Raw genomic sequence first — 15,067 nt, forward strand, 5'->3', positions numbered from 1 at the left:
GCGTTGACGGCCCGGCACGTGGTCTCCGAGGCCGATCTCGCCGACTCCACGTGTCAGCTGCACCGGATCGACACGATGATCTCCCACAACGAGGACCGCTCCCAATCCCCCCTCTCGGCGGTGGCCTGGTCGCTCGTGGTCGTCGTGCTGGCCGTGCTGCTCGTCGGTGGCGGTCTGTGGCTGTTCGCCGTCCCCGGCGGCGGCGCCCAGGTGGTCGCCCAGGTGGCAGCCCGGGTGCTCGGCGGGATCCTGGTGCTCGGCGGAGCGGTCAGCGGCACCGTCTCACTGGTGTACCTGTGGTCCGGGGTGCTGCTGCACCGGCGTGCGCGCCACCAGGACCGTGACTTCCGCGACGCGGTGGGTGCGCTGCTGCCTGCAGCGTCCGGCGCGCAGTCTCGCAGCGATCTGGTCGACCTGCTCCACGAGAACGACGTGGCCGAGCTCAGCGGCCGCACACGCCACGACACCCCGCACTGAGTGAGACCCGAACCCCTACGGAGAAGACCCCATGGCCGGTGGCCTGTTCGCACTGCTCGACGATGTCACGCTGATCGCCCGCAAGGCCGCGGCCAGCACCGGTGACGTGGCCCGCGCGGCCGCCACCACCAGCACCAGGGCCGCCGCCGTGGTCGTCGACGACGCCGCGGTCACCCCCGGGTTCGTCGAGGGGGTCAGCCCCGCCCGCGAACTGCCGATCATCTGGCGGATCACCAAGGGCTCGCTGGTGAACAAGATCATCATCATCCTTCCGGTGATCCTGCTGCTCAGCTGGCTCGCGCCGTGGGCGCTCACCCCGATCCTCATGGTCGGCGGCACCTACCTCGCCTACGAGGGCGCGGAGAAGGTGTGGCACGCCGTCGCCGCGCGGCGCGGTGGGCAGGAGAAACACGCGCAGGACGCACCGGACGCCGCAGCGTCCTCCCCCGACGGCCCCGACGGCCCCGACGGCCCCGATGACGAGGAGTCACTGGTCAAGGGGGCGGTGCGCACCGACTTCATCCTGTCGGCGGAGATCATGGTCCTGTCGCTCAACGAGCTGACCGACCGCGGCGTGCCGGAGCGCGCCGCGATCCTGGTGGGCGTGGCGCTGATCATCACCTTCGCCGTCTACGGTGTGGTCGGGCTGCTGGTGAAGATGGACGACGTGGGCCTGGCCCTCGCCGACCCCGAACGCGACCGGCCCACCGTCGTGCGCAGGACAGGGCGCGGACTCGTCGCGCTGATGCCGAAGATCCTGACGGCCCTGTCGGTGGTCGGGACCGCGGCGATGCTGTGGGTCGGCGGGCACATCCTGCTCGTCGGCACCGACGACCTCGGCTGGCACCTGCCCTACTCCGTGGTGCACCACCTCGAGGAGGCCGTGGCCGGGGCCGGCGGCGCCGTGCAGTGGCTGGTGGAGACCGGCTGCTCGGCGGTGGTGGGCCTGCTCGTCGGCTCCCTGGTCCTCGCCGTGCTCGCCGGTGTTGCCCGCGTGCGTGGCGCCGTCAGCTCCGATCGTCGGGGGACGGCTGCTCCCCGGTGACGTACTCACCGGTCTCGTAGTCGTAGTCGACCGGGTTGCCGTCCTCGTCGGTGCGGGTGTACCAGTCGGTGACCTCCGCCGCCCGGGAGTTGAAGTCGCCGCCGGTGGCGTAGTCGCTGTCGGCGTCGGTCTGCTCCACGGCGATGGCGAAGTTGTCGCCGTGCTCGCGCACCCCGTGGACCACGGCGTTGGACAGTGCCTGCTCCTGGAAGTCGTCGCGGATCGTGAACGGGTCGGTGCGTAGCTCGCGCACCAGTGCGACGGCCATGAGCACCAGCACCACGGCGAAGGGCAGCGCGGTGACGGTGATGAAGTTCTGCAGCCCCTGCAGTGCGTCCTCGCCGCCGGCGAGCAGGATGACCACGGCGATGCCGGCCATGCACAGCGCCCAGAACACCGTCACCCACTTCTTCGGGTCGGGGTTGCCACGCTGGGACAGCTGGGAGTTCACCAGCGACGCCGAGTCGGCGGTGGTGATGAAGAAGACCGCCAGCATCACGATGACCACCGGGGCCACGATGCCGGCACCGGGCAGGTGGTCGAGCACGGTGAAGAAGATCTCCTCCGGTGCGGGCATCGCCGAGGGGTCGTCGCCGGCGGCGATGGACCCGGTCTCCCGCTGGATCCAGATCGACGTCCCGCCCAGGATGGTGAAGGCCAGCACGATGATCGTGGAGGGGATGAACAGCACGCCGAGGATGAACTGGCGGATCGTGCGTCCGCGGGAGATCTTCGCCACGAACACGCCGACGAACGGCGACCAGGACACCCACCACGCCCAGTAGAACGTGGTCCAGCCCGACAGGAACGCCTGCATGTCCTCGCCCTCGCCCATGTTGGCGCTGAGCATGTCCGGCATCGATCCGACGTAGTCGACGATCACCGCCGGGATCATGTTCGCCAGGAAGGCCGTGGGGCCGACGATGAAGAAGAACAGCGCCAGACCGATGGCGAGCACCATGTTGATGTTCGACAGCCAGCGGATGCCCTTGGCCACACCGGAGACCGCCGAGAGGATCGTGCCGATCGTCAGCACCATGATGATGACCAGGGCGAAGGTGTTGCCCGCCGGGGACCAGCCCGAGACCACCTCCACACCCTTGGAGATCTGCAGGGCGCCGATGCCCAGGGACGCGGCGGTGCCGAAGAGGGTGGCGACGATGGCCATGCCGTCGATGAGCCGGGCCGGCAGGGTGTCGGTGGACTTCACCGAGAACAGGGGCATGAGGATCGAGCTCATCAGCGGCACCCTGCCACGCCGGTAGGACACGTAGGCCACGGCCAGGCCGACGATGGCGTAGATCGCCCAGGCGTTGATGCCCCAGTGCATCGCCGACTGCGCCATCGCACCCTTGACCGCCTCCTGTGTGGCGGGGTCGTAGGCGCCGGGGCGCGGGTCCAGGTAGTGACTCATCGGCTCGTAGGGGCCGAAGAAGATGATGCCGATGCCGATGCCCGCGGCGAAGAGCATCGCCGTCCAGGACATCGTGGAGTACTCGGCCTTCTCCCCGTCGAGTCCGAGCGGGATCTTGCCGTAGCGGCTGAACGCGAGGATCAGCAGGAAGAACATCAGGCCGGTGGCCAGGGCGGTGAACACCCAGCCCATGTTCTCCATCACCCAGGCCAGCGCCGCCGAGGAGGCGTCGAACACCTGCTCCGGAGCGATCACGCCCCAGGCGATGAAGGCGACGATGAGGCCACCGACCACGCTCACGATGCGCCAGTCGACGGAGAACCGGATGCGTTGGTCCTCCACCGACACTCCCGGCACCAGGGCCGGGTGGATGCTGTGCGGGTAGGTCACCTCACGGATGAAGCTCTTCGCCGACTCCCTGCGGGTGGGGCGGGTCTGGTCAGGTCTCTCTCCGGGCTCGGGATGGTCCGAGGGGTCCACGGTATGTTTCTCCGTTTCCGAGTTCTTCTCTTTGGGTCGTCAGGTCAACCCTTACGACGGTAGAGAAGAAAGCGCTGCGCTGCAGCGAAAGCGCCGGAGACCCCCCGAACGGCACTCACATCCAGTCGCTGCGACGGAAGAAGACGTACAGCAGCACCGCCACCCCCAGCATCATGCCGAGCGCCATCGGGTAGCCGAGGGCCCAGTGCAGTTCGGGCATGTCGTCGAAGTTCATGCCGTAGATCGCGCCGACGAGGGTCGGCGCGAAGAGGATCGCAGCCCAGCCGGAGATCTTCTTCATGTCCTCGTTCTGCCGTTGCGCCACCAGGGTGGCGTTGACGTTGAGGATCTGCGCGAGCGCGTCGCGGTGGTCGGACGCGGTGCGTCCGGCGCGGGTGAGGTGGTCGGCGACGTCGTCGAGGTAGGAGCGCAGTTCCTCGTGGATGTCGTACTTCACGAAGCCGGCGCGCAGGGAGTCCAGCACCTCGGTCATCGACGCGATGGTCTGCTGGACGTCGATGACCTCCTGGCTCAACCGGTAGATGCGTTCGGCGACGGCCGCGTCACCACTGAAGACCTGCCGTTCGATCTGCTCCTTGTCGATGGCGATGCCGCGCAGCACCGACGGGTAGCCGTCCACGATGGCGTCCAGGATGCGGTAGACCACGGCCTCCGGGCCGAGCCGCAGCAGGTCACGGTCGGCGAGCATGTCGCCTCCGCGGGGGTCGGGGTTGTCGAGCCGTCCGGACGAGGAGGCGGCGAAGGCCTCGCTGTCGGTGCCGTCGATCCACCGTCCGTCCTGGCAGAGCACCGCCACGGAACCGTCGCGCACCAGGATGTGGAACTCGGAGAAGGCGACGTCCTCGGCGGCGTCGTTGTAGCGCGCCGAGCGCGCCACGAGGAACAGGACGTCGCCGTAGCGTTCCAGCTTCGGACGCTGGTGGGCGTTGACGAGGTCCTCGACGAGCAGGGGGTGCAGCTCCCACACCTCCACGAGTTCACCGAGCCCCTCGCGCCCGGGCGCGGGGTACAGCGCCATGAGCATGCGCGAGTCGTCCTCGGCGGCGGACGCTGCGGCGTCGGCCAGCGAGACGTCCTGCGGTACCGCGTGGGCGACGCCGTCATCGACGTAGGTGAGCACCGGCGGCGTGGACGCCGGCACGGCCGTCAACCCCACGTCACGGCCCTTTCCGCGGGTCAGCCTGCTCATCCTGCCGTCGTTCGTCCTGCGGTTTCCCATGGGACACACTCTATCCCGCGCCGACGGGAAAACCTCAGGCGGTCGCGACGGACACGGGTGCCGAGGCGGCGATCCGCGCCGGATTCGCGCGGTCCAGCGACGTACGCACGACGATCGGTAGGTGGTCGGAGTGCCCCTGCGGGAGGACGTCGACCTGCGCGGGACCGAAACCGCGGGAGACCGCGAAATCGTAGTTTCCCCGCAGTACGCCGTAGCGCGAGTACGTCGCCTTCTCGCTCCGGGACATCTCGTAGCCCCGGGTCCCGAGCTCGCGCCGCAGGCCGCGCTGGAACAGCGGGTAGTTGAAGTCTCCGACCATCACCGACGGCAGGCCGGCACCGATCTGCTGGAGGGCGTCGAAGGAGCTGCGGATCTGCTGACGGCGCAGCGAGTTCGTGGCCGTCAGCGGTGCGGCGTGGAAGGACGCGACGACGACGTCGCGGTCGTGTTTGGTGTCATGGGCGCGGACCATGACGAGGCGTTCCGAGGCGGGTTTCATGACCCGGTCGTGGAAGGACTTCTCCAGAGCGATCACCTTCAGGTCCCTCGCGTCCAGACGACTTGTGCGCAGGTAGACGGCGAGGCCGAGCCGGTTCTCCGTGGTCGCGTGCACGAGGTCGAGGTCGCCGATGTGACGGGGCAGTCGGCGGGTGTCCGCCTCCTGGACGCAGAGGGCGTCCGGGGCGTGTCCGGCCACCAGCGGGGTGAGCTCGGTGACGGCGTTGTGTTTGTGCAGGTTGTAGCTAATCAGCTTCATTAGTGATCAACCTTAGTACACCGCGACGCCGGTGAGATGTGCGTTTCCGTTGACATCGGTGGGCTATTACTCAGCATTCCCGGTCTCGTCCGCGGCGTGCGCACACTGTTGGCGAGCTCCGTTAATGGTTCTGACCTGCTAGAATCACAGGATGAGCGACGACGCGCGGACAGGCCCGTTCTTCCACGGAACCCGGGCGGTACTTGCCGTCGGCGACCGGGTGTGTCCCGGCCACCGGTCCAACTACCGGCCCGAGGTCGTCATGAACCACGTCTATTTCACCGCCCTGTGCGACGGAGCCGGGCTGGCGGCCGAGATCGCCGCCATGCTCGCCGGTGAGGGTGCGCGACCGCACGTGTACCGTGTCGAGACCACCGGGGTGTTCGAGGACGACCCGAACGTCACGGACAAGAAGTTCCCCGGCAACCCGACCCGGTCCTACCGCACGGATGCCCCGTTGGTCGTCGTCGAGGAGGTCCACGACTGGTCGCGGCTGTCCCCGGAAGACCTGGAGGCGTGGCGGGTGCGCCTGGCGGCGTTGCGCGACAGCGACGCCGAGATCATCAACTGAACCCCCTCAGTACTCGTGACCGTCAGTACACGTCGGCGTCGACGTAGTACCAACGTCCCGACTCGCGGACGAACCGGGACCGCTCGTGGAGTGAGTCCACTCCCCCGGTCTCGGCGACAAAGGTCGCCCGGAACTCCACGACCCCGGCGGTGTCCCCCTCGGTCCCGTCGAGGACGTCGACGATCTGCAGGCCACGCCAGCGGGGGTTGTCGGACAGGTCCAGCGTGGCAGGACGCGTCGAGGGGTGCCAGGTCCTCAGCAGCCAGTCTGCGTCCGCCCGGCGGAAGGCGTCGAACCGGGAGCGCATGAGCTCCTCGGCGGTGGTGGGTTCGGGGACGTCCACTACTGCAGGACCTCACCTTCCCACGCCTCGGAGTAGAACTCCGCCGACCGCGAGCCCAGCAGTTCCTGGTAGACGTCCGGGTCGAGACTCTGAGCCGAGCCCTCCGGAATCCGCGAGGAGAATGCGGAGACGCCCAGGCCGGCCTGACGGCCCTCCAACCGGACGCCTGCGGCCTCGAGGATCGTGGGCATCATGCTGACCTGGTCGACACCTGCGCGCATCGTCGAGGTGGACTCGTCGTCACCGGGAACCCAGACCCGGTTGAAGATGGTGCGGTTCGGGTGGTCGTCGAGCTCGTCGCCGAAGGCGTTGTTCGAGCCCATGTGCTTGAGGTGGTCACCCATGATCACCACCGCGGTGTCATCCAGGTAGCCCTGGGCCTCCATGTGGTCGACGAAACCGGCGACCTGCTCCATGGAGCACTGGTAGGCCGAGGTCAACTCCGCCTCGGTGTCCACGTCGCAGTAGTCGTAGATGTGGACCGGCTCGTGGGTGTCCACCGTGAGCATGGAGAGGTTGAACGGCTGGCCGGACTGCTCGGACTCCTCGTGGAGTTCGTCGACCTTGTCCTTCGCGTTGGCCATCAGCCGGTTGTCGCTCAGGCCCCAGTCGTCGCGGAACTGGTCGGCCGGCTCACCCTGTGCCCGCCAGTAGTCCAGGTCGTAGAGCTCGTCGTAGCCGTGGCCGGCGAGGAACTGGTCCTTGGCCGCGAAGGAGCCACTGGCGCCACCCATGAAGACGTTCTTGTAGCCCTCGTCGGCGAGGATGTCGCCACTGCAGGTCAGTCCGCCCAGGTAGTCACCCACGTCACCGCCGAGTGAGTTCAGGCCGGACTTGCCGGTCACGATGCCGTTGCCCTTCAAGGGCACGCCGCACTGCGTGCTGGCCAGACCGGACATCGTCCAACCGCCGCCCTCGTACTGCTTGAAGTCGTCGATGCTCTGCCACCCGTCGTCCTGCGAGGTGGCGTCCTTCAGCGGGATGTAGGGGTCCTTCTCGAACAGGTCGGTGTCCGAGAGGGTCTCCTCGCCGGACTCCAGGTAGATCATCACCAGGTTGCGCTTGTCCTGCGCGGACTCCACCTGCGGTGCGGTGTAGTACTGGTCGATGGTGTACTCCGAGTTCACGGCCTTGATGTACTCCCCGACGTGCACCGAGGAACTGAAGGCGGTGGAACCGACCACGACGACGGCGGTGACCATCACGGCAGAGACCGTGCGCGTGAGCCAACGGGGCCCGAGGGTACGGACCCGTCCTGCGTCGCCGGCCGTCTCGTCGTCGGCGTGGGCGGTCCGTCCTGCCCGTGCGCGGGGGCTGCGGACGCGACGATAGTGGAAGAACGCGATACCCAGGGTGATGACCAGAGGGAGCACGCCGAAGGCGAGGACGCCGGTCACCACGAGGGACCCGCCTCCACCGTCGGTGTCCGTGGCGACGAGGTTCATCAGCATCTGGTCGACGCTGATCGGCCCCCAGAGCATGCGGATGCCGATGCCGGTGATGAGCATGAAGACACCGGCCCAGATGAGCACGTACATGGCGACGTACCCCAGGACTGAGCCGATTCGTTTAGCGACGGTCACGATGGGACCAGACAATTGAGCATCTCACCTTTCCGACGCCGAGAATGTGACGCATACGCTGGTGCGGACCCCGGTCAGGTGGTGAACGGATCGCTTCCAGGTAGAAAATTCATTGACAGACCATAAAGTATTCAACCATAGTTCACTGTCGGACCGCGAGAGGTCAAGTACAATCCGCCGCCTGTGGGAGGGTGCACACCATAACGGGGACGGCAGGGACGGTGGAGCCGCCGCATGGTAGCCCGCGGTCAGCCGCGGTACCGGTTGAGCAGGTCCGACGGCAGGTGACAGGAGTCCTCCGGGCACCGGGCGAGACGGTGCTGGTGTTCATCGGCGCTGCGGAGGTAGTTCGTCAGAGGCAGCACCTCGACGGCGATGCGCGGGGCGTCCTCGCGTGCCGCGATGACGTCGCGGGCCTGGGCGAGGTGGCGCGGATCCTGCGAGTACAGACCGGTACGGTACTTCTCCCCCACGTCCGGCCCCTGCGCGTTGACGCTGTAGGGGTCGATGATCTCGAAGAGGTGCCCCATCAGCCCGGCGATGTCGACGACCTGCGGGTCGAACCGTGTGCGCACACACTCGGCGTAGCCGTCGTACTCCCCCTCCAAGGACGTCCCGGCACCGTTCGCCCGGCCGGCTTCGGTGTGGGTCACCCCGGGCACCGTCGAGAAGAACGCCTGCACTCCCCACAGACAACCACCGGCGATGAACACCTCGTCGGTGGTGGCGGTGACTTCCCCGTCGGCCGGTTGGTCCGGCCACTCTGTCGCTCGCTGGGACTTCATCGAAGCGATGGTACTACCGCGATTGGCTACAAACCTCTCAATGGAGAGATCGCTGCGACCTACTCGCGCAACGTCCTGGTTTCAGCCGAAGCTCGTAGTTCGATTGCAGGTTCATCCAGACGTCCATCAAGTTCTTGTGCAGAGCAAATTCCGTGGCGCACAAGGGCGTTTGCCAGCCGCGTGGACTAACCAGCCGAGGCCGCTTCGAAGGCCCCGTCAACGAGGATCGGAACCACCTGGGAGGCATCCAGCGAAGCAGCCACGTCAACGTCAGAACCGAACCCCATGGCCTTCAGCTCTCGAGCCCCGACGCATTCGTGCAAGACCTGGGTCAGACGTGGTCTCACCACATCGAAGAGATCGGCGGCAGCAGCAGCCTCGGGGCTCATTATGTCCCGGTAGCCAAGACCCGAGAGTGCAGAGAGCACGGACCCAGCGCCAAGATGATCTTCGAGTGCGGGGCGTAGCGAGTCGTCGTCACGCCATCGCTCACCGGCCGCGATGACTGCCACCGAGTCGCCACGCTCCAATCCCGCAGCCATCACGTCGGCCACAGCGGCTGAGTTTCGGAGACATCCGGCGACGACCTGGGCTCCTGATCCCTCGAGGTGCGTAGTGATCGTAGATCCATTCGGCGAGGGCAGAACAAGTTGGGGGACAGTCGGCTCGGTGAGCAACGCCGCTGGCGACAGCGAGAGAGCCGACGGCGACTCCAGCAGTGTCGACTCCAGTCGACCTATTGCCAGGACAGCGTCACGCTCGCGAGCAAAGGCTTCCGCCCTGAGCCCCTTCCACTGGTACGGGAAGACACGCATGCCACGCTCGACCGCGACGCAGACTGACGTCGAGAAGCTCAGGACATCGACCACAACGGCCAGTTCCGCTCCAATCGCTTGGGCACCGGCAGGACCCCAGTCAAACCTCACTGCATGGCAGCGCTGACCGAATAGGTCCTGCCAATCAGATATGTTCACGCGGACTGCAGCGGCGTGATCGCGGCGACCTTGCCCCGCAGCGCACGACGTTCCAGCCGAAGCTCGTAGTTCGACTGCAGGTTCATCCAGAACTCCTCGGAGGTACCGAAGTACCGCGCCAGACGGATCGCCGTGTCAGCGGTGATCCCCCGCTTGCCGTGCACAATCTCATTGATCCGACGCGGCGGCACCCCGATGGACACGGCAAGCTTGTTCTGCGTGATCCCGAAGCCCTCGATGAAGTCCTCCATCAGGATCTCTCCCGGGTGGATCGGCTCGATCAGATCGCGCTCAGTGGTAGTCGACGAGTTCGACATCTTCTGCACCTCCCTCTCTCCAAACGAAGCAGAGACGCCATTGCGCATTCACGCGGATGCTGTGCTGCCCGCGTCGGTCGCCGACAAGACGCTCGAGTCGGTTGCCTGGAGGTACCCGGAGGTCCTCGACATCCTTCGCCGCGTGGATCAGCTCAAGCTTCCGCAGGGTCGCCCGCTGCACTGTCCGGTCAACGCGCTTGACGTACTGCTCATGCCAGATGCGCTCGGTGTCCTTGCTGCCGAACGATCTGATCACGGGACGAGCATATAACGCGAACCGTCATTAACGCTAGACGTTAAACTTGAAGTCCACCGAGTTCCGCTACAAACCAACCTCTGACGATGAGTAGTCAAGTTGCCAGCGCTAATCATCCCGCGGGTCAGAGCGTTGCTCTGATCCGTTCGTACAGTGCACGGCCGAGACCAGGTGCGCATAGCCACCGGCGACGCAAAGGAGCATTCTCACCGCGATGCGGTCGGCCAGCTATGACCGAAGATCGCAGTTAAAAAGCAAAGCGCGTCGCTCGCTCCTGAGCACCGCGATCGGGCGCAGAAGGATCTCAGATAGAGGTTGCCAGGTCATCGCCGGTTATCGAGCGCCGACTGTTTCGATGTCGTGTACGCGGTGTGGGCGGCGAGAATAGCCGTCACGGAGAGTACAGCGACGCTCAACGCAATCACCGGCAGGTGATCGATCAGCAGCATCGCGGCGATCATGATCCCCACCAGCACGGCTGCTGCGATGAATCGTGACCGTGCGAGGCGTCCGAATCGGGACCGGAGGAACAGCAGGTTCCCTGCCAGGTATACGAGCGGACCTGCGGCCGTCACGAGAACGATTGCGGGCGTGAGGTGGTCGTGGGAGAGCCGCAGCTCGATGGAGACGGCGACGAGGATCGCGCCCAAGACCATAAAAGCATGCGCATAGGCGTAGGCCGATCGGAGAGCCCCAGTTGACGAGTCCCCGCCGTGGGTATCAGGGCCAGCGAGGGCGAAGTAGTTCCACCAGAGCACGAACAGGGACGCGAAGCCGACGATCAAGCTCAGAGCGAGGCCGGGGGTGAGCTGCCCGTGGGAGACGATGCTGCCGCCCATGAGCAGGATGGACTCGCCCAGGGCGATGATGAAGACGAGACGGTTGCGCTCGGCCAGGTGCTCGGCGTCGGTGTCCCACTGGTGCATGGGGGCTGCGCCGATACCGGGGATCCGGTAGTGGGCGAGCGGGGCCGCGTAGTCGATGAGCACCGCGATCAACCAGAGACCCAGCCGCCACTCGAGGGGCAGTGCCGCACCGAGGACCCAGAACATGCCGGCCAGCAGGGTCCACAGCAGCAGCATGCGGTAGTTGGCTGCGAGCTGGTGGCCGCGGTAGGTGATCATCATGAACATAGGACGGAGGAGGCCCATGAACAGGTAGCACCCGACGAAGAGCCAGGCTCCGTCGCCGAAGGCGCTGGGTATAGCGATCGACATGCCCAGTGCGGCGAGCATGAGCACCCCGGAGAGCAGCTGCACTGGGGTGCGGCTCGGATCCAGCCAGTTCATCGCCCAGGCGGTGTAGTTCCAGCCCCACCACACCGCGGCGAACACCACGATGGTCTGGGCAGCGCCCTCCCAGGAGAGGTGCTCGATGAGCAGGTGCGAGAGTTGGATGATGGCGAAGACGTAGACCAGGTCGAAAAAGAGCTCGACGGGGCCGACCTCGGATCGACGGTGCCCGATGCGGGCGAGCGGGACGGTAGTCATGGTTGGTGAACCTCGTATGTGTGGTGCGGGGGCCTCGAAGACGACAGCGACGAGCGGGCGTCCAACTGGCTGGACGCCCGCTCGAGACGCTCGTGCCGGCTCTCAGCCTTCGCGGATCGTCATCTTCGCGAGCTTGTCGCCGTCGACGTCGAAGACGAACTTCGAGCGGCCGTTCGCGTGGTTGGAGCGCCAGTCGCCGATGACGGTGATCGTGCTAGCGGCGATGTCGACCTCCTCGACCGCGAGGGTGCCGCGCGAACCGATGAACTCCTTGTCGCTCCAGGTTTTGATCTGCTCGCGCCCAGTGAAGTCGCGGCCCCAGTCGTCGACGGTCCCGTCAGGAGCGAAGGCGTCGAGGAAGGCTTGTTCGTCGTGGTCGTTGACCGCGGTGATGAACGAGGCCACGGGTTCGGGGATGGTGGGTGCTGCCATGGGGCGCTCCTTATTTCGTAGTGTCGAGCTCAGCGGGTGGTGTAGCCGCCGTTGGCGAAGATCGTCTGGCCGGTGATCCACCAGCCCTCGGAGGCGAGGAAGCGGATGATCGGGGCGATGTCCTCGATCTTCGTGAGCTGACCGCCCATACCCTGCGACTTGTGGAACTCGACCCGCTCCGGGGTCTCCTGGCCGTAGAAGAACGGCGTGTCCATCGGACCGGGCGCGATCGCGGTGACGGAGATGCCTCGGTCGGCGAACTCCTTGGCCGCGGCGCGAGTGAAGTGCTCCACCGGCGACTTGCCTCCGGCGTAGGTGGAGTAGCCGTCGGTGAACGCGGCCAGCAGCGCGGTGACGATGGTGATGATCTTGCCGCCGTCGGCGAGGTTCTTGCCGGCCTCCTGGATGAAGAAGTAAGCGGCCTTGGAGTTGATGTCGAACATCGAGTCGTACTCGTCCTCGGTGGTCTCCACGATCGGCTTGCGCAGCACCTTGCCCGCCGTGTTCACCGCGACATCGATCGTCCCCAGAGCCGCCTCAGCGTCGGCGAACAGTTCGGCCACGTTCGCCGGAACCGTGAGGTCCCCCTGAAACACCGCGCCCTTGCCTCCAGCCGCTTCGACGGCGGCCAGCGTCTGCTCCGCGTCCGCGCGACTGGAGTCGGAGTTGTAGTGGATCGCGACGTTCGCGCCGGCCTCGGCTGCTTGACGAGCGACCAGCCCGCCGAGGTTCTTCGCGCCGCCCGCGATCAGGACGTTCTTGCCGTTGAGCGTGTGATCGGCCATGACAGCCCTCCATATCGTTGGTATGCAACAGTATTACTCTGCTACATACGCTAACGTAGCACTATGACAGGAGCACCGACAAGCGATACACGGGAGCGACTGATAGCGGCAGCCGCCGACCTCATCGCCGCCGCCCCCGGCGAGGAGTTCTCCCTGCGCGCGGTGTGCGACGCAGTCGGGGTGAAGATGCCGACGCTCTACCACTTCTTCGGCTCCAAGCAAGGGCTGATCGACGCTGTCATCGAGCACGGGTTCGACCTCTACCTGAACGAGAAGTCGTCGATGGAGTCCTCGGGCGATCCCATCCAGGACATCCGTGCCGGCTGGGATGCCCACGTCGCCTTCGGTCTGGCCAACCCCGGGTTCTACACTCTGATGTACGGGAAGGTCCGCCCTGGGCACTCCCCCGAGGCGCAGTCCCGTCCCAGCGAGATCCTGCGCGCGCTCACGGCGCGGGCCGCCGAACAGGGCAGGCTTCTGGTGCCCTCTGAGCAGGCTGCCGCGCACATCCTAGTGACCAACATCGGCGTCACCCTGCGCCAGATCATCCTGGCAGCGCCGGATCCTGCCCTGTCTCAAACTGTCCGTGAAGGCGCTATCTCGGCGATCACCGGCAAGGGAACACGAGCCGACGACTCGCTCACCACTGCCATCGAGCTCGCTGCAGCACAACCAGATGTCCTCGGCAGGGCGGAGACCCAGCTCCTCATCGAATGGCTCGGCCGGTTGAGCAGGGTTGAGAAGCTGCAGTAGGCGAGTGCCACGAGCTTCGGAGAGGCACAGCGGTTCAGGAGGTAGACAAGAGACCTTCTTCGATCAAACCAACGCCGTGCCAGCGGGCAGGATTCGCGCCGCGCGTACAGAGTGCCTAACTCAACACTAGGCCGTCGTAGATGCGCTCGGACGGCTCGACGTCCCGATCGATGGGGACGTGGAGTGTGGCGATGTGCAGCCGTTGCCCGTCAGACCTCACCAGACGTTAGTTTGAAAAGCGGAACTCCACGACGTCGCCGTCCTGCATCACGTACTCCTTGCCCTCCTGGCGGACCTTGCCGTGGTTGCGGGCCTCGGCGACGGAACCGAACTCGTCCAGGTCGGAGTAGCCGACGATCTCGGCCTTGATGAAGCCACGCTCGAAGTCGGTGTGAATCACACCGGCGGCCTGCGGGGCGGTCGCACCCTGCGGGATCGTCCAGGCGCGCGTCTCCTTGGGTCCGGCCGTGAGGTAGGTCTGCAGACCCAGGGTCGCGAAACCAGCCTTGGCCAGCGTCGCCAGACCCGGCTCGTCCTGCCCGACGGACGCCAGCAGCTCGGCGGCCTCCTCGTCGTCGAGCTCGAGCAGCTCCGCCTCGGTGGCGGCGTCCAGGAACACGCAGTCCGCCGGCGCGACGAGGTCGCGCAGCTCCTGCTGCCGGGACTCGTCGGTCAGCACGGCCTCATCGGAGTTGAAGACGTAGAGGAAGGGCTTGGCGGTCATCAGGTGCAGCTCGCGGACCGCGGCGAGGTCGAACTCGCCGGAGACCGAGGCGGAGTACAGCGTGCGGTCGTCCTCCAGGATCTCCTGGGCCTTCTTGGCGGCCTCGGCCTGCTCGGCCTTGTCGCGATCCTTGCGCCCCTCCTTCTCCAGGCGGGGCACCGCCTTCTCCACGGTCTGCAGGTCGGCGAGGATCAGCTCGGTCTCGATGACCGAGATGTCCGTGGCCGGGTCGACGCGGCCGTCGACGTGGATAACGTCGTCGTTGGAGAAGGCACGCACGACCTGGCAGATCGCGTCGGCCTCACGGATGTTCGCCAGGAAGGCGTTGCCCATCCCTTCGCCCTCGGAAGCGCCCTTGACGATGCCGGCGATGTCCACGAAGGACACCGTGGCCGGCAGGATGCGCTCGGAGGAGTAGATCTCGGCGAGCCGGGTCAGACGCGGGTCCGGCAGTTCGACGAGGCCGACGTTGGGCTCGATCGTGGCGAAGGGGTAGTTCGCGGCGAGGACGTCGTTGCGGGTCAGGGCATTGAACAGCGTGGACTTACCGACATTGGGCAGGCCGACGATTCCGAGAGTAAGGGTCACGGCGACCATCCTATCCGGTGGACTCCCCACCGGTCAGCCCGCCCCTCGCCCCT

The 15,067-nt window shown here is 66.3% G+C and carries 17 protein-coding genes; 4 read left to right on the forward strand and 13 right to left on the reverse strand.

Annotated features, from left to right (window positions below; genetic code table 11):
* Both ACT3UN_RS14155 and ACT3UN_RS14160 read left to right on the forward strand, forming a co-directional pair.
* Positions 1–477 (forward strand): hypothetical protein (locus ACT3UN_RS14155; protein WP_444657356.1); only part of this gene is annotated, 477 nt, incomplete at its 5' end.
* 31 nt (positions 478–508) lie between these two features.
* Positions 509–1,522, forward strand: coding sequence for a DUF808 domain-containing protein (locus tag ACT3UN_RS14160; RefSeq protein WP_301442535.1), 1,014 nt, complete (start codon positions 509–511; stop codon positions 1,520–1,522).
* On the opposite strand, the gene ACT3UN_RS14165 is transcribed toward ACT3UN_RS14160, so the two are convergent.
* From ACT3UN_RS14165 to ACT3UN_RS14175, 3 genes are all read right to left on the reverse strand, one after another.
* The gene (locus ACT3UN_RS14165; RefSeq protein WP_301442543.1) at positions 1,485–3,326 is read right to left on the reverse strand and encodes a BCCT family transporter; all 1,842 of its coding nucleotides are present in this window, start codon (positions 3,324–3,326) and stop codon (positions 1,485–1,487) included. The two genes, ACT3UN_RS14160 and ACT3UN_RS14165, sit on opposite strands and share 38 nt — an antisense overlap.
* Before the next feature lie 205 nt (positions 3,327–3,531).
* Positions 3,532–4,656, reverse strand: coding sequence for a magnesium and cobalt transport protein CorA (locus tag ACT3UN_RS14170; RefSeq protein ID WP_301442536.1), 1,125 nt, complete (start codon positions 4,654–4,656; stop codon positions 3,532–3,534).
* Between the two features lie 34 nt (positions 4,657–4,690).
* Entirely contained in the window at positions 4,691–5,413 is a 723-nt protein-coding gene (locus ACT3UN_RS14175; RefSeq protein WP_301442537.1) for an endonuclease/exonuclease/phosphatase family protein, read from the reverse strand.
* Between the two features lie 151 nt (positions 5,414–5,564).
* Here ACT3UN_RS14175 and arr point away from each other — a divergent pair, with 151 nt between their 5' ends.
* A complete protein-coding gene (gene arr, locus ACT3UN_RS14180) occupies positions 5,565–5,984 on the forward strand; it encodes an NAD(+)--rifampin ADP-ribosyltransferase (RefSeq protein WP_301442538.1) in 420 nt (139 codons plus the stop codon).
* Positions 5,985–6,006: 22 nt separating this feature from the next.
* Here the strand turns inward: arr and ACT3UN_RS14185 are convergent, their stop codons facing one another.
* The 9 genes from ACT3UN_RS14185 to ACT3UN_RS14225 form a co-directional block, all read right to left on the reverse strand.
* The gene (locus tag ACT3UN_RS14185; protein WP_441582161.1) at positions 6,007–6,327 is read right to left on the reverse strand and encodes a YchJ family protein; all 321 of its coding nucleotides are present in this window, start codon (positions 6,325–6,327) and stop codon (positions 6,007–6,009) included.
* The gene (locus ACT3UN_RS14190) at positions 6,327–7,925 is read right to left on the reverse strand and encodes a sulfatase-like hydrolase/transferase (protein WP_444657357.1); all 1,599 of its coding nucleotides are present in this window, start codon (positions 7,923–7,925) and stop codon (positions 6,327–6,329) included. The genes ACT3UN_RS14185 and ACT3UN_RS14190 overlap by 1 nt, the downstream gene beginning before the upstream one ends.
* 233 nt (positions 7,926–8,158) lie before the next feature.
* Positions 8,159–8,695, reverse strand: a complete 537-nt coding sequence (locus tag ACT3UN_RS14195) for a peptide-methionine (S)-S-oxide reductase (protein WP_441582163.1) — start codon at positions 8,693–8,695, stop codon at positions 8,159–8,161.
* Positions 8,696–8,880: 185 nt separating this feature from the next.
* A complete protein-coding gene (locus tag ACT3UN_RS14200; RefSeq protein WP_441582164.1) occupies positions 8,881–9,564 on the reverse strand; it encodes a 2-phosphosulfolactate phosphatase in 684 nt (227 codons plus the stop codon).
* A gap of 101 nt (positions 9,565–9,665) precedes the next feature.
* Positions 9,666–9,986, reverse strand: a complete 321-nt coding sequence (locus ACT3UN_RS14205) for a HigA family addiction module antitoxin (RefSeq protein ID WP_441582165.1) — start codon at positions 9,984–9,986, stop codon at positions 9,666–9,668.
* Complete coding sequence (locus tag ACT3UN_RS14210; RefSeq protein WP_291793756.1) at positions 9,961–10,242, reverse strand: type II toxin-antitoxin system RelE/ParE family toxin; 282 nt, start codon at positions 10,240–10,242, stop codon at positions 9,961–9,963. Before ACT3UN_RS14210 ends, ACT3UN_RS14205 begins: the two co-directional genes overlap by 26 nt.
* A gap of 323 nt (positions 10,243–10,565) precedes the next feature.
* Positions 10,566–11,732: a low temperature requirement protein A gene (locus ACT3UN_RS14215; RefSeq protein ID WP_076808293.1), complete on the reverse strand. Its 1,167-nt coding sequence runs from the start codon at positions 11,730–11,732 to the stop codon at positions 10,566–10,568.
* A 102-nt stretch (positions 11,733–11,834) separates the two neighbouring features.
* A complete protein-coding gene (locus ACT3UN_RS14220; RefSeq protein WP_076808295.1) occupies positions 11,835–12,164 on the reverse strand; it encodes a nuclear transport factor 2 family protein in 330 nt (109 codons plus the stop codon).
* Between the two features lie 29 nt (positions 12,165–12,193).
* The gene (locus ACT3UN_RS14225) at positions 12,194–12,949 is read right to left on the reverse strand and encodes an SDR family oxidoreductase (RefSeq protein ID WP_444657358.1); all 756 of its coding nucleotides are present in this window, start codon (positions 12,947–12,949) and stop codon (positions 12,194–12,196) included.
* 63 nt (positions 12,950–13,012) lie between these two features.
* Between ACT3UN_RS14225 and ACT3UN_RS14230 the strand changes: the two genes are divergently transcribed.
* Complete coding sequence (locus ACT3UN_RS14230) at positions 13,013–13,702, forward strand: TetR/AcrR family transcriptional regulator (RefSeq protein WP_444657359.1); 690 nt, start codon at positions 13,013–13,015, stop codon at positions 13,700–13,702.
* A 226-nt stretch (positions 13,703–13,928) separates the two neighbouring features.
* Here the strand turns inward: ACT3UN_RS14230 and ychF are convergent, their stop codons facing one another.
* Positions 13,929–15,014, reverse strand: coding sequence for a redox-regulated ATPase YchF (ychF, locus tag ACT3UN_RS14235; protein WP_444657360.1), 1,086 nt, complete (start codon positions 15,012–15,014; stop codon positions 13,929–13,931).
* Positions 15,015–15,067: the final 53 nt, after the last annotated feature.

Source organism: Corynebacterium sp. AOP12-C2-36 (assembly GCF_052379185.1).
Taxonomy (GTDB): domain Bacteria; phylum Actinomycetota; class Actinomycetes; order Mycobacteriales; family Mycobacteriaceae; genus Corynebacterium.